Consider the following 12,943-nt stretch of genomic DNA (forward strand, 5'->3'; position numbering starts at 1 on the left):
CAGTGCGCGTTGCGGCAACGAGGGGCGGGGCCTTTATGACCATCGTGGTTAGTGTCCCGCGATGGGATGGTCGAAAAAGCACAAGGTTACCGGGCTGGCAGGATGGTGAACACTTTCTTAAGCCTGAGCCATGAGACGTGCACTGGTTGTCACCGATGAGACTGCCCGCCATCCTTTTCTGGCGAGCCTGCCCCCGCATGTTCGCCGCGGAATCGGGCCAATCCGCAAGGCGGTGCGGAAGCATTTCACCATGCAGGACGTGAAAGAATTCCTGATGGCCTACTGCGCCTGCTTCGTCGCGGTCAGCGCCTTCCTTATCTGACCAGCGCCACCTCTTCGGCCGCGACCAGTTTTCGGCCCAGCCAGGCTGAAACCAGGCACATGGCGGCTCCCAGCAGGAGCTGATCGACCATCGGCACGCCGGCCGCACTCATCCCCAAAGCGATGACTGAGCCGAGCACCATCGCACCCGAATTGACGATATTGTTGGCGGCGATCGTCCGGGCTGTCTCCGATTTGTCCACGAAAGTGGTCAAGAAGGCATAGAGCGGCACGACGAACATACCGCCAGCCACTGCAATGCCCAGCAGGCTCAGCAGCAAGGGAATCGCCAACGGTTCGTTGAGGAAGCCGGCTGTATCGAGCAGGCCGTCCTGCGGATGTGCGTGCCAGGTATGGCAGACCCACCAAAACGCGACCACAAATACCGCCATGACAATCACTGAAACCGGCGAATAGCGGGCCGAAACGGTGCCCTTGAGCAGTGCGTTGACCGACACCGAACCGATCGCGACACCGATCGAGAAAATCACCAGGAACAGGCTGGCGACCTCCTTGCTGGCCGAAAGCACATTCTTGGCCAGCGGCGGGAACTGGATGAAGAGCACCGCCCCGATCGTCCAGAAGAAGCTGATCGCCATGATTGCCAGAAATACACGACGGTCCTTCATGGTGTGCCTGATCAGCGTTACGGACGAACGCCAGACGTGGAAATCGAGCGGCTCGTTCGCAGTCTGCGGCGGCGCTGGGGGCACAAACTGAGCCGTGCCGTAACCGATGATGGCTGTGATGACGACGCCAACTGCGGCCCATTCAACGGGGATCCAGCCCGCCAGGATCGTGCCCGAGAGGATTGCGATATAGGTACCTGCTTCAACCAGTCCGGTGCCGGCAAGGACCTCGTTCTCGTGCAGGTGCTGCGGCAGGATCGCGTACTTGATCGGGCCGAAGAAAGTGGAATGAACGCCCATCGCGAGGAGGGCCAGCAACATCAAACCAACGGTGAAAGTCTGGTTGATCACACCCTGCCAGGCAAGAACCAAACCGAGGCCGCCGACCAACATGATTGCGATTTCGGATGCCTTAACGATCCGGATAATCCTTGCCTTGTCGCGCATGTCGGCCAATTGGCCAGCCAGGGCTGAAAGCAGGAAGAACGGTGCGATGAACAAGGCTGAGGCGACCGCGCTGAACAGGCCTTCGGCCGCTTCCGAGTTGTAAAGCGTGTAGACGACGAAGAAGACCATCGCATTGCGATAGAGGTTGTCGTTGAACGCATTGAGCAATTGGGTGACGAACAGCGGCAGGAAGCGGCGGCTGCGGATCAGGTGGGTCGAGGTGGTCATGCGGCCCTTGCTGAAGTTGCCTTGGCACCGGCTCTAACGACAGAAACGCTGCGGACAAGCCTGCTTAGACCCTTTTGCACCAAGTCGATCCGCGATAGGTCAGCAAGGCGATGTGGACCTTGCCGAACATCCTGACGCTCTCGCGCATTGTCGCCCTGCCCTTGCTGGCATTCCTGTTGTGGTGGCCGAACTGGCAATACGGCTATGGCCTGGCCTTTGCGCTCTACTGCCTGATGGGCATTACCGACTACTTTGACGGCTATCTCGCCCGGACGAGTGGCGCCGTTTCGAAGCTGGGCATCTTCCTCGATCCGATTGCCGATAAGATCATGGTCGCCACCGTGATCCTGACCCTTACAGCCCAGGGCATTCTTCGCGGGCCCTATGTGGGCGATATGCACGTGATTGCCGGCCTGATCATCCTCGTGCGTGAGATTGCTGTTTCGGGCCTGCGAGAGTTTCTGGGCGGCTTGCAGGTCTCGGTCCCGGTCAGCCGCCTCGCCAAATGGAAAACGACCTTCCAGCTGGTCTGCCTTGGTGCGCTGATCCTGGGCGTGGCCCTGCCGGAGTGGACGGTCAACTTCGCCGGATTGACGATCAACTTCCCCCACACGGTCGGACTTACCACGCTTTGGGCAGCCGCTGCCCTGACGGTGATAACGGGCTGGGACTATCTGCGGGTCGGTCTCAAGCACATGGACTGAGTTAACCAGCGCGCAGTTCTTCTGCGAGCAGGCGAAACTCTTCGGCGCGCGGGCTGTTCTTGCGCCAGATCAGGGCGATCTCGCGATTGGCGGATTCGCTAATCAGCGGACGAGCGACAACCTGGGTACCATTCAGAATTCCGGCGTCGAGCGCCATTTCGGGCAGCATGGTGAGGCCAAGGCCGTTGTCGACCATTTGCACCAGCGTATGCAGAGAAGTGCCGATCATGGTCGCGCTGGCCCGCAGTTCAGGCCGGTTGCAGGCAGCGAGGGCGTGCTCCTTTAGGCAGTGACCATCTTCAAGCAGCAGCAGCCGGTTCTCGTCGATCAGGTCGGGCGAGATTTCTTCGGGCGGATCGCGCGGGTCGTCCTTCGGGAAAGCCACATAAAGCGCGTCGAGCTCGATCGTTTCCTTTTCGACATCGCCAGTCGGGAAGGGCAGGGCCAGCAATACGCAATCGCTGCGGCCGTGGTGGAGACTTTCGATTGCTGCCTGGCTCGTTTCCTCGCGGAGGTAGAGCTTCAATTGCGGCCGTTCGCGGCGCAGGCGCGGGAGCATCCGGGGCAGCAGGAACGGCGCGATAGTCGGGATAACACTCATCCGCACTTCGCCTGACAGCGGTTGCCCGGCGCTCTGGACCATGTCGGAAAGCTCCTCGGCCTCGCGGAGCAGGCGGTGGGCCTTGGCGACCACGGCATTACCCAGCGGGGTAAAGCGCACGGCGCGCTTGGTCCGCTCAACCAGCACCACGTCAAGCAAAGTTTCGAGGTCACGCAAACCGGCCGAGAGCGTCGACTGCGAGACAAAACAGGCATCGGCAGCGCGGCCGAAGTGGCCATGTTCGTGGAGCGCCACGAGGTATTGAAGTTGCTTTAGCGTGGGGAGGTAGGTGGTCATGGCATCCTACTCCGCTGCGGCGATCTTGGTCTCGCTGCTGTCGCCAATCTTGTCGATGTGGGCCATCTTGAGGCGGCCCTTGACCACTGCAAAAGCCAGGCGGCCTTCCACAAGCTCCAGCGCATCACGCCCGAACTGCTCATAGCGCCAGCCCTCAAGCAGGGGCAACTCGCGCACGCCAGCAGCCAGCAGCTCAAGGTCTTCGCTGCGCGCCAGCAAGCGGGCAGCAACGTCGATCTCGCGGCTGCGGATCTTGAGCAGCAACTTGAGCAGGTCGGCCACCAAGGCCCCTTCCTTGCCGAGCGGAGCGCCGCGCGGCGTGCGTGGCGGAAGCTCGTCTTCGGTCAGGGGTTTGGCCGCTTCGAGCGTTGCCATCATTCGCTTGCCGATCTCATTGTCCTTCCATCCGGCGGAAAGGCCGCGGACCTTGGCAAGGTCGGCCTGGGTCTTGGGTGGATGGCTGGCGATATCAGCCAGGGTCTCGTCGCGGGCGATCCGGCCGCGCGGGATGTTCTTGTCCTGGGCTTCGTACTCGCGCCAGGCGGCCAAAGCCTTCAGACGGCCTAGCATCGCGGGATTGCGCCCCGCGGCCTTGATCCTGTGCCAGGCGATCGAAGGATCGTTGCGATAGTTTGCCGGATCGGCCAGCTTTTCCATCTCGATATCGAGCCAGGCTCCGCGGCCGGTCTTGATTAAACGCGCCAGGATCTTGGGGAAAATCTTGGCGAGGTGCGTGACGTCGCCAATGGCATATTCGATCTGCCGCTCGGTCAGTGGGCGGCGCGACCAGTCGGTAAAGCGCGCGCCCTTGTCGATCTGAAGGCCGATCCAGCTTTCGACCAAGTTGGAATAGCCGATCTGCTCGCTCTGGCTGATAGCCATCATTGCGATTTGGGTATCAAAGATCGGATGCGGCGTCTTGCCGGTCAGGTTGTAGATGATTTCAACGTCCTGACCGCCGGCGTGAAACACCTTGAGGACGTCTTCGTTGTCCACCAGAAGATCGAGCAGGGGCGACATATCGAGCCCCTTGGCGAGCGGATCGATCGCTGCAGCTTCCTCGGTATCGGCGATCTGGATCAGGCAGAGTTCGGGCCAATAGGTGTTCTCGCGCATGAATTCGGTGTCCACGCACACAAATTCCGCCTTGGCGAGCCGTTCGCACAGCGCAGCCAGTTCCGCGCTTTCAGTGATGAGGGGGTGTATTTTCATGCTTCTTTTCTGTAGTTGGGCCCGTGCGAGCCCCCGGCTTGACAAATGTGCGGCCATCGCCTGTTAGCCGCGCCTTCGCCCCTGCATCATTGCAGGCCGATTGGAAAGAGTTTCGATGCATCTTTATCGTTCGCACACCTGCGGCGCGCTGCGCGCCAGCGATGTAGGCCAAACCATCCGCCTGTCGGGCTGGGTCCACCGCAAGCGTGACCACGGCGGCGTGCTGTTCGTCGACCTGCGCGACCATTACGGCATGACTCAGATCGTCGCCGATGCCGACAGCCCGGCGCTGCCAATTCTTGAAAGCCTGCGCGTGGAATCGGTCGTGACGATCGATGGCGAGGTGAAGGCTCGCAGCACCGGCACCGTTAACGCGAACCTGCCGACTGGCGAGATTGAAGTCTTTGCGCGGTCCGCAACCGTGCTGAGCCGCGCCGAAGAGCTGCCGCTTCCGGTGGCAGGTGAACAGGAATATCCGGAAGATATTCGCCTGCGCTATCGCTTCCTCGACCTGCGCCGCGAGACGCTGCACGCCAACATCATGACGCGTACTGCAATCATCCGCGAAACCCGGCGGCGAATGGAAGACATCGGCTTTACGGAATTTTCGACCCCGATCCTGACCGCCAGCAGCCCCGAGGGCGCGCGCGACTTCCTGGTGCCGAGCCGCATTCACACCGGCAAGTTCTTTGCGCTGCCCCAGGCACCTCAGCAGTACAAGCAGCTCCTGATGGTCGCCGGGTTTGACCGCTATTTCCAGATCGCACCTTGCTTTCGCGATGAAGACCCGCGCGCCGACCGCTTGCCGGGCGAATTCTACCAGCTCGACCTTGAGATGAGCTTTGTCACCCAGGAAGAGGTCTGGGAAACGATGGAGCCGGTCATGGCCGGCATCTTCGAGACCTTTGCGAACGGTAAGCCAGTAACCCCGGCCGGACAGTTCCCGCGCATCCCCTATGCCAAGGCGATGCTCGACTTTGGCACCGACAAGCCGGACCTGCGTAACCCGCTGATCATCCGCGACGTGACGAGCGAGTTCACGTCGTCCGGCTTTGGCCTGTTCGAAAAGATCGTCGGCACCGGCGGCGTCGTGCGACTGATTCCGGCGCCGGAGACTGCAGGTCTTAGCCGCAAGTTCTTTGACGACATGAACGAGTGGGCCCGCAGCGAAGGCTATGCCGGCCTTGGCTATGCGACCCGCAAGGATGGTGTTTTCGGGGGGCCGATCGCCAAGAACCATGGCGAGGACAAGATGGCCGCGCTGTGGGATTCGCTTGGTCTTGGCCCGAACGATGGTGCTTTCTTCGCCGCTGGCAAGGAAGACCAGGCCGCCAAGCTGGCTGGTGCCGCCCGCACCCGCGTCGGCGAACAGCTGGAACTGACCGACAAGGATTCGTTCCGGTTCTGCTGGATCATAGATTTCCCGTTCTATGAATGGGACGAGGACGAGAAGAAGCTCGACTTCGCGCACAACCCGTTCTCGATGCCGCAGGGCGGGCTGGAAGCCTTGCAGACGCAGGATCCGCTGACCATCAAGGCGTATCAGTACGACATGGTCTGCAACGGCTACGAGCTTGCTTCTGGCTCGATCCGCAACCAGCACCCGGACCTGATGGTCAAGGCGTTCGAGCTGACCGGCCTGACCCAGGCCGATGTCGAAGCGCGCTTTGGCGGGATGTACCGCGCGTTCCAGTATGGCGCCCCGCCACATGGCGGGATGGCGGCCGGGGTTGATCGCATGGTCATGCTGCTGTGCGGCGTGCAGAACCTGCGCGAAATCACGCTGTTCCCGATGAACCAGCGCGCTGAGGACCTGCTGATGGGCGCGCCTTCACCGGCGGAACCCAAGCAGCTGCGCGAGCTTGGCCTGCGGATTGTCGAGCAACCGAAGGGCTGATTTTCGCAACGGTTTGCCAAACTGCATACGTATCGCCGCATAGGCGAATGTGTGGATGCGGTGCACCCCCTTGCCAGCCGCGCCGCCGTTCTCTAGGGCGGGGATCAACACTGTTTCATTTGCCGTTCACGAAGGGGTAAATCCATGAGCGACACCGCCGACCGGGTTAAGAAGATTGTCGTCGAGCACCTCGGCGTCGAAGCCGAAAAGGTGACTGAGGACGCGAGCTTCATTGACGATCTGGGCGCTGACAGCCTCGACATCGTCGAGCTTGTCATGGCTTTCGAAGAAGAATTCGGTGTCGAAATCCCTGACGATGCGGCTGAAAAGATCAGCACCGTTTCGGACGCGATCAAGTACATCGACGAGAACAAGGGCTGATCCAGCCCGCTTTCCGCACCGGCCCCAAGCCTGTCTGGGGGTTGAACTGCGGAAGCCGAGACATGAAATTTGACAGGCCCAGTCCCGCAAAGGGTCTGGGCCTGTCGCATATCCGGAGAAGTGCATGCGCCGCGTAGTGGTTACGGGACTGGGCCTGGTTACCCCGCTTGGGGGCGATGTCGAAACGACTTGGGCGAACCTGCTTGCCAGCAAGTCCGGCGCGGGTCCGATCACGCGGTTCGATCCGGCTGACCAAAAGTGCCAGATCGCTTGCGAAGTTAAGCCTGCTGACCACCCGTGGGGCTTCGATCCGAACAAGCGCGTCGATCACAAGATCCAGCGTCAGGTCGATCCATTCATCATTTATGGCCTCGACGCGGCGGGCCAGGCGCTTGAAGATGCCGGCCTGACCGAAATGGACGAAGACTTAAAGATGCGGACCGGCTGTTCGATCGGCGCGGGGATTGGCGGCCTTCCGGGCATCGAATCGGAATCGATTGTCCTGCACGAGAAGGGCCCATCACGCGTGAGCCCGCACTTTGTCCATGGCCGAATCATCAACCTGATCTCGGGCCAGGTCTCGATCAAATATGGCCTGATGGGTCCCAACCATGCGGTCGTGACCGCCTGCTCGACCGGCGCTCACTCCATTGGCGATGCTGCGCGGATGATCAAGGACGGCGATGCCGATATCATGTTGGCGGGTGGGGCGGAAAGCACCGTCAATCCGCTCGGGATCGCGGGCTTTGCCCAGGCGCGCGCGCTCAACTGCAGCTTCAATGATCGCCCCGAACAGGCCAGCCGCCCTTATGACAAGGAGCGCGACGGTTTCGTGATGGGCGAGGGCGCCGGCATCGTTGTGCTGGAAGAGTACGAGCATGCCAAGGCGCGCGGCGCAAAGATCTATGCCGAAGTGGTAGGCTATGGCCTGTCGGGGGATGCTTACCATGTCACGGCGCCGCACCCGGAAGGCAAGGGCGCTGAGCTTTCCATGCGGATGGCCATGCGCAAGGCCGGCCTCCAGCCCGGCGACATCGACTATGTCAATGCCCACGGCACATCGACGATGGCCGATACCATTGAACTGGCGGCCGTAAAGCGAGTGCTTGGCAACGACCTTTCTGGCGCATCGATGAGCAGCACCAAATCGGCTATCGGCCACCTCCTTGGCGGTGCCGGCGCGGTTGAGACAATCTTCTGCATCCTTGCGATCCGAGATCAGATTGTCCCACCGACGCTCAATCTCGACAATCCTGACGAGGGTACGGAAGGCGTAGACCTGGTGCCCAAGGTGGCCCGCAAGCGCACAGTCCGCGCCGCGCTCAACAACAGCTTCGGGTTCGGCGGAACCAACGCTTCGGTGATCGTCAAGGCACTCGAAGATTAATGCTCGGAAGGCGGGGCTGCTGGCCGCTGCTAGCAGCGGTCTTGTTGGCGCTTGCCGCGCTGGGCTGGCTGGTAGCTGGCTGGTTCACCGCTGGGCCCCTTAAGCAGGAAACGGCCTTTGTGGTCCCCGATGGGGCCAGCCTGTCCATTGTTGCCACCAAGCTTGAGAAGGAAGGCGCCATCGACAGCGCCGAGGCCTTCCGCATCCGCGCCCGGATCTTTGGGGCGGGCGCGCCGATCAAGGCCGGGGAATTCATGTTCCCCAAGGGCGCAAGTCCATCGCGTATCTTGTCGATCATCCAGGGCGACGAGGTGCTGCGGCGCTTTGTGACCATTCCTGAGGGGATGCCCTCGATCATGGTCTATGAGCGGTTGATGGCGAACGACCAGCTGACCGGGACGATCGAAGTGCCCGCCGAAGGCTCGGTTCTGCCGGACACCTACGAAATTGAGCGCGGAGAAAGCCGCCAGGCTGTGCTGCTGCGGATGCAAGCGGCGATGCAGCGGACATTGGCCGAGCTTTGGGCCAAACGAAGCGCCAACACGGCCGTCGCAACGCCTCAGGCTGCCCTGGCGCTGGCAGCAATCGTCGAAAAAGAAACCGGCAAGCCGAGTGAGCGCCACACGGTGGCCGGGCTTTATTCCAACCGCCTGCGCCAGGGGATCATGCTCCAGGCCGATCCGACGATCATCTATCCGATTACCAAGGGCAAGCCGCTGGGACGCCGCATCCGCCAAAGCGAGATTCAGGCGGTCAATGACTACAACACCTATACGATGATCGGCCTGCCCAAGGGGCCGATCACCAACCCGGGCCGCGCCTCGATCGAAGCCGTGCTCAATCCGGCGCAAACCGACATGCTTTACATGGTTGCCGATGGGACCGGCGGGCACCTGTTCGCCAAGACGCTCGACGAGCACAATGCCAACGTCGAGCGCTGGTTCGCGATCCGCAAGGCACGCGGGGACTTTTGACCAGTTCCCCGTCGAGCCAATTCAGGGTTCGACGATCTTGAACCCACCTGGGATCGGATCAATCGCATTGAGCCATGCTTCCGCAGCGGCGCGATCACCTTCAACCTTCACGCCCATCATTTCGAGCTGTGCCAGCGGCATCTTCATGAACAACAGGCCAAGAAGGGCGCGGCGCGGGCCGGTGATGGTCACCGTCGGCTGCGCGACCGGCTTCATTCGGCCAATCATGGTGGTCTGCGTGAGTTCGATCCCGGCGGATTCCTGCCGTTCGGGCATGACCAGATTGATGCCCATGGTACGGCCGCCAAGCTTTACCGGGTCGAAGCGGGTTGAAACCGAATCGAGCAGTTCCTGCGTTGGCACGGCGGCAATCATGTCAGCGTTTTGGGCGGAAGACGGCCGTGATTGCACACCCTGGCGCAGCTCCTTGGCCCCGGTCAGGAACTGATTACGCCAGATGGCGCTCTCAGCCTGATAACCCTGCTGCTCCAGGCTGTCTGCAAGGAGCAGGCGAGCCGGCTTGTTGGCGGGATCGGCAAAGACGATCTGGCTCAGCAGGTCAGAGGACCAGCGATAGTCCCCGGCCGCGAACGCCTTGCGCGCGGCGGCAAGAGCCTTCTTTGCACCGCCAATCGCATCAATCAGGCGTTTCGCCCGCTCAACGGGCGGATAGGCGTTAAGGTTGGCGGGGTTGCCATCGTACCAGCCCAGGTAGAACTGATAGACCGCTTTGGAATTGTGGTTGTAGGTCCCGTAGTAGCCGTGGTTGAACCAATCCTTGGCGATCTGCGGCGGCTGCTTCAACGCCTCGGCGATCTCGTGCATTGTCTCGCCCTGATTCATTAGGCGCACCGTCTGGTCGTGGAGATAGCGGTAGTTGTCGCGGTTTGAGGCAAGGGCACTGGTCACTTCTCCCGTCCCGAAACGCGGCCAGCAGTGGCTTGAAATCAGGCTGTCACTGCGGTTGCCCCAGGTCTGCAGCGCCTCGTCGATGTAATTGGCCCAGATCCGCGCATCACGCACCTTCGCGCCGCGCGGCGTCAGAATGTTGTGGAGCGAGCAGGTGGTCATCTCGGCCGAAAGGAACGTGCGGCTTGGCGCAATGTAGACGTTGAGCTCCGATGGCGCCTCGCTTCCAGAAACGATCTGGAACTCCAGCGCGACGCCATCAATCACGCGGCTCTCTCCGGTTTTGTTGATCGTATCGGTGGGGCTGATGAGGGTGATTTCCGCACCGGATACGGCTGAACCGATACCGCTACTGATCTGCCCTTGCGGCCCTGGCTGAAGACCCGTCCCGAACTGATAATTGACCCGGCGACCCATCGCGGCGCCGGCCATGATGTTTTCAGACACGGTCTCAGCCATGAAGTGCGCAGGGGCGATGATTGCCACCTTGCCAGCCTTGACGTCTGCTTCATCGACCACGCCGCGCACGCCGCCGAAATGATCGCCATGACTGTGGCTATAGATCACGGCGGTGACCGGCCGCTTGCCGAGCTTCTCATTGACCAGATCGAGGGCCGCCCTGGCCGTTTCGCGCCCCGTCAGTGGATCGATCAGTATCCAGCCGGAGTTCCCCCGCACCACCGTCATGTTCGAAATGTCGAAGCCGCGTACTTGCCAGACGCCATCGGCAACTTGAAACAGACCATGCTGGCGCAGGATCCCGATATGCCGCCAGAGCGACGGATTGACCGTGTCCGGAGCTGCCCCTGCCACCCAGTCATAGGCCGCCAGGTTCCAGACCGGGCGTCCGTCCGCAGCTTTGATCAACGGATCCGCGCGGGTGCCCAGAAAGCCCTGCTTGGCAAAGGTCGCATCGCGCCCGTCATCCTGCGGCAATGATGCTGCAGCAGCGCGCTGGGCTGCGAGGGTGGCAGCGGTTGCGGGCTTGGCTGCATCCGGTGCTGGCGCCTGAGCCAGCAGCAGCGGGGCAAGGGCGATCAAGGCAGTTCCGGCAAGCCGGCGATGGCGCAATCCAGTCATGTAAAATCCTCCCGCCAGCAGCCTGAAAGGAGCGGGTGATTCGGGCAAGCAGGATTGCTGATCGACTGAGTCGATCACATCGAATGGAACTGCCTGTTAGCCGCGCCTCACGATTGTTTCTATCCCGCACTCATCCCTCGGATGCCGGAGCGGCTTGGCGGCGCTCCGGTAAGGGCGGCAGACGAACCCACCCCTCCCAGTCTGCCGCCCCCAGGGGTATAGGTGCGAAATGGCGTTCGAACCCTTTATCGTCACCGCAGAGCTGCCAGCAGACCTGTTCGCTTGGGCCAATGGCTTACGCCAGACGCACTTCCCGCCGGAGCGCAACCACCTGGCGGCTCATGTGACGTTGTTCCACGCGCTGGCCCCGTCGCTTCGCGAGGAACTGCCCGCCGTTCTGGCGCGGTTGGCGGGTGAATTTGCGCCGCCTCTGGCGGAGGTCACGGGCCTCATGAACCTGGGGAAGGGCACCGCCTTGGCCCTTGCCAGTCCAGCCATGCTGGCAATCCGTGACGAGATCGCCAACCTCTTCCATGGCATGCTGACCGCGCAGGACCAGCACAAGCCGCGGCTGCACATCACGATCCAGAACAAAGTCACGCCTGAAGTCGCCCGCGTCCTCCAGGCCGAACTTGGACCGTTGCTTCCGCATCGCAAATTCGCCTTCACTGGCCTTGGCTTGCATCGCTACTGCAACCCGCATTGGGAAGCGGTTGGGACGTGGTCATTCCGAGGTAAAGTGATTGGTTGACCACAGCCCCGCCGCACCCTATGTGGCCCGCCTGCCGGGGTGCCATGCGGCGCCATAGCCTGTTCGGGGCGGAGTAGCTCAGCCGGTTAGAGCAGCGGAATCATAATCCGCGTGTCGGGGGTTCGAGTCCCTCCTCCGCTACCAACCTTGGGTTCGGAAGCTTCCGAAAGCTTCCGCATTTCTCCGAAAATTCAAGAGAAAGCAGAGGGTTGCGGGTGATTCGCGTCCGCATTTGCCCGATGCCGTCCCCATGCAGCCAGATTTGGTGTGGGGGTATTTTGGGGGTATTTTCGCGGAGTGCCGGAAAGGAGCGATACCCCCAATGCCTCTCACAGAGACTCAGGCCCGAAATGCGAAGCCAACTGACCGGGCTTACAAGCTCTCCGATAGCGAGGGGCTGTTCCTGCTCGTTCAGCCAAACGGCGCGAAACTGTGGCGGATGAAGTACCGCTTTGCGGGCAAGGAGAAGCTGCTGTCCTTCGGCGCCTATCCAGCCGTGGGGATCTCGGCTGCAAGAGAGAGGCGCTTCGCCGCGAAGGCCCAGCTCGCCCAGGGACAAGACCCCATGAGGGCCAAGGGTGAGGGCGAAGGCGACGAAGACAAGAGCTTCGAGGCGGTGGCCAAGCGCTGGCATGATATGCATATGGCGAGATGAGATTTTGTCGACTTAAACATGTTCGAAGTGTTCCGAAGGCATCGCATGTTTCGTGCCGCAGGTGTTGATCTCGGGGTCAGTGCATCGGCGCTGAGCCATGCTGTGAAGGTGTTCGAAGCCAGACTTGGGGTCAGGTTCCTTAACCGGCTCACACGCAGCGTTACTTTGACAGCTGCGGGCGAGGGGTTTGACGCGGCACTTCTCCTGCCATTGGCCGCGATCGGAGAAGTGATCGAGCAGCTGAACCGGCTTCGCGAAGAGCCGGCGTGGCGCATCTGCATCGATGCGAACAGGTTGCTACCATGCTGCGCACCAAGGTTCCGCCGGTCTTATCTGCGTCTGCAATGTCTGGCCCTACGATGGCGGTCCGGACGTGGTAGGACAGTGTTTGTCGCCAGAAAATTTGGCGAAGATCGCGGCAAAAACTCCGGGAGTGGGGGCTTCTTTGGGGGTTAGCAACTGTTTCCCCG

The 12,943-nt window shown here is 61.4% G+C and carries 13 protein-coding genes and 1 tRNA gene; 10 read left to right on the forward strand and 4 right to left on the reverse strand.

Annotated elements, in window-relative coordinates; genetic code table 11:
- Positions 1–130 precede the first annotated feature (130 nt).
- On the forward strand, positions 131–322 hold the full coding sequence (locus tag FRF71_RS12990) for a hypothetical protein (RefSeq protein ID WP_147091050.1): 192 nt from the start codon (positions 131–133) through the stop codon (positions 320–322).
- Here FRF71_RS12990 and FRF71_RS12995 read toward each other — a convergent pair.
- Positions 315–1,625, reverse strand: coding sequence for an MFS transporter (locus FRF71_RS12995; RefSeq protein WP_147091051.1), 1,311 nt, complete (start codon positions 1,623–1,625; stop codon positions 315–317). The genes FRF71_RS12990 and FRF71_RS12995 overlap by 8 nt on opposite strands.
- Positions 1,626–1,735: 110 nt before the next feature.
- Between FRF71_RS12995 and pgsA the strand changes: the two genes are divergently transcribed.
- A complete protein-coding gene (gene pgsA / locus FRF71_RS13000) occupies positions 1,736–2,329 on the forward strand; it encodes a CDP-diacylglycerol--glycerol-3-phosphate 3-phosphatidyltransferase (protein WP_147091052.1) in 594 nt (197 codons plus the stop codon).
- A 1-nt stretch (position 2,330) separates the two neighbouring features.
- On the opposite strand, the gene FRF71_RS13005 is transcribed toward pgsA, so the two are convergent.
- Together FRF71_RS13005 and rnd are read right to left on the reverse strand one after the other, a co-directional pair.
- Positions 2,331–3,227: a hydrogen peroxide-inducible genes activator gene (locus FRF71_RS13005; protein WP_147091053.1), complete on the reverse strand. Its 897-nt coding sequence runs from the start codon at positions 3,225–3,227 to the stop codon at positions 2,331–2,333.
- A gap of 6 nt (positions 3,228–3,233) precedes the next feature.
- Entirely contained in the window at positions 3,234–4,439 is a 1,206-nt protein-coding gene (rnd, locus tag FRF71_RS13010) for a ribonuclease D (protein ID WP_147091054.1), read from the reverse strand.
- 115 nt (positions 4,440–4,554) lie between these two features.
- On the opposite strand from rnd, the gene aspS reads away from it, so the two are divergent.
- The 4 genes from aspS to mltG all read left to right on the forward strand — a co-directional run bounded on the left by aspS (position 4,555) and on the right by mltG (position 9,078).
- Entirely contained in the window at positions 4,555–6,336 is a 1,782-nt protein-coding gene (aspS, locus tag FRF71_RS13015; protein WP_147091055.1) for an aspartate--tRNA ligase, read from the forward strand.
- A 144-nt stretch (positions 6,337–6,480) separates the two neighbouring features.
- Positions 6,481–6,717, forward strand: a complete 237-nt coding sequence (locus FRF71_RS13020; protein WP_147091056.1) for an acyl carrier protein — start codon at positions 6,481–6,483, stop codon at positions 6,715–6,717.
- A gap of 124 nt (positions 6,718–6,841) precedes the next feature.
- The gene (gene fabF / locus FRF71_RS13025; protein ID WP_147091057.1) at positions 6,842–8,104 is read left to right on the forward strand and encodes a beta-ketoacyl-ACP synthase II; all 1,263 of its coding nucleotides are present in this window, start codon (positions 6,842–6,844) and stop codon (positions 8,102–8,104) included.
- Positions 8,104–9,078 (forward strand): endolytic transglycosylase MltG, encoded by a 975-nt coding sequence (gene mltG, locus FRF71_RS13030; RefSeq protein WP_147091058.1) that lies wholly within the window; start codon positions 8,104–8,106, stop codon positions 9,076–9,078. The genes fabF and mltG overlap by 1 nt, the downstream gene beginning before the upstream one ends.
- Positions 9,079–9,099: 21 nt before the next feature.
- Here the strand turns inward: mltG and FRF71_RS13035 are convergent, their stop codons facing one another.
- Positions 9,100–11,067 carry an alkyl/aryl-sulfatase gene (locus FRF71_RS13035; RefSeq protein WP_147091059.1) on the reverse strand — a complete coding sequence of 656 codons (1,968 nt, stop codon included), beginning with the start codon at positions 11,065–11,067 and terminating at the stop codon, positions 9,100–9,102.
- A gap of 229 nt (positions 11,068–11,296) precedes the next feature.
- Between FRF71_RS13035 and FRF71_RS13040 the strand changes: the two genes are divergently transcribed.
- From FRF71_RS13040 to FRF71_RS13055, 4 genes are all read left to right on the forward strand, one after another.
- Entirely contained in the window at positions 11,297–11,818 is a 522-nt protein-coding gene (locus FRF71_RS13040; RefSeq protein WP_147091060.1) for a 2'-5' RNA ligase family protein, read from the forward strand.
- Positions 11,819–11,885: 67 nt separating this feature from the next.
- Positions 11,886–11,962: transfer RNA gene (locus tag FRF71_RS13045), tRNA-Met, on the forward strand.
- A 178-nt stretch (positions 11,963–12,140) separates the two neighbouring features.
- Positions 12,141–12,473: an Arm DNA-binding domain-containing protein gene (locus tag FRF71_RS13050; protein ID WP_147091061.1), complete on the forward strand. Its 333-nt coding sequence runs from the start codon at positions 12,141–12,143 to the stop codon at positions 12,471–12,473.
- 45 nt (positions 12,474–12,518) lie between these two features.
- On the forward strand, positions 12,519–12,929 hold the full coding sequence (locus FRF71_RS13055) for a LysR family transcriptional regulator (protein WP_238339556.1): 411 nt from the start codon (positions 12,519–12,521) through the stop codon (positions 12,927–12,929).
- The last annotated feature ends 14 nt before the right edge of the window (positions 12,930–12,943 follow it).

Source organism: Novosphingobium ginsenosidimutans, from assembly GCF_007954425.1.
Taxonomy (GTDB): Bacteria; Pseudomonadota; Alphaproteobacteria; order Sphingomonadales; family Sphingomonadaceae; genus Novosphingobium; species Novosphingobium ginsenosidimutans.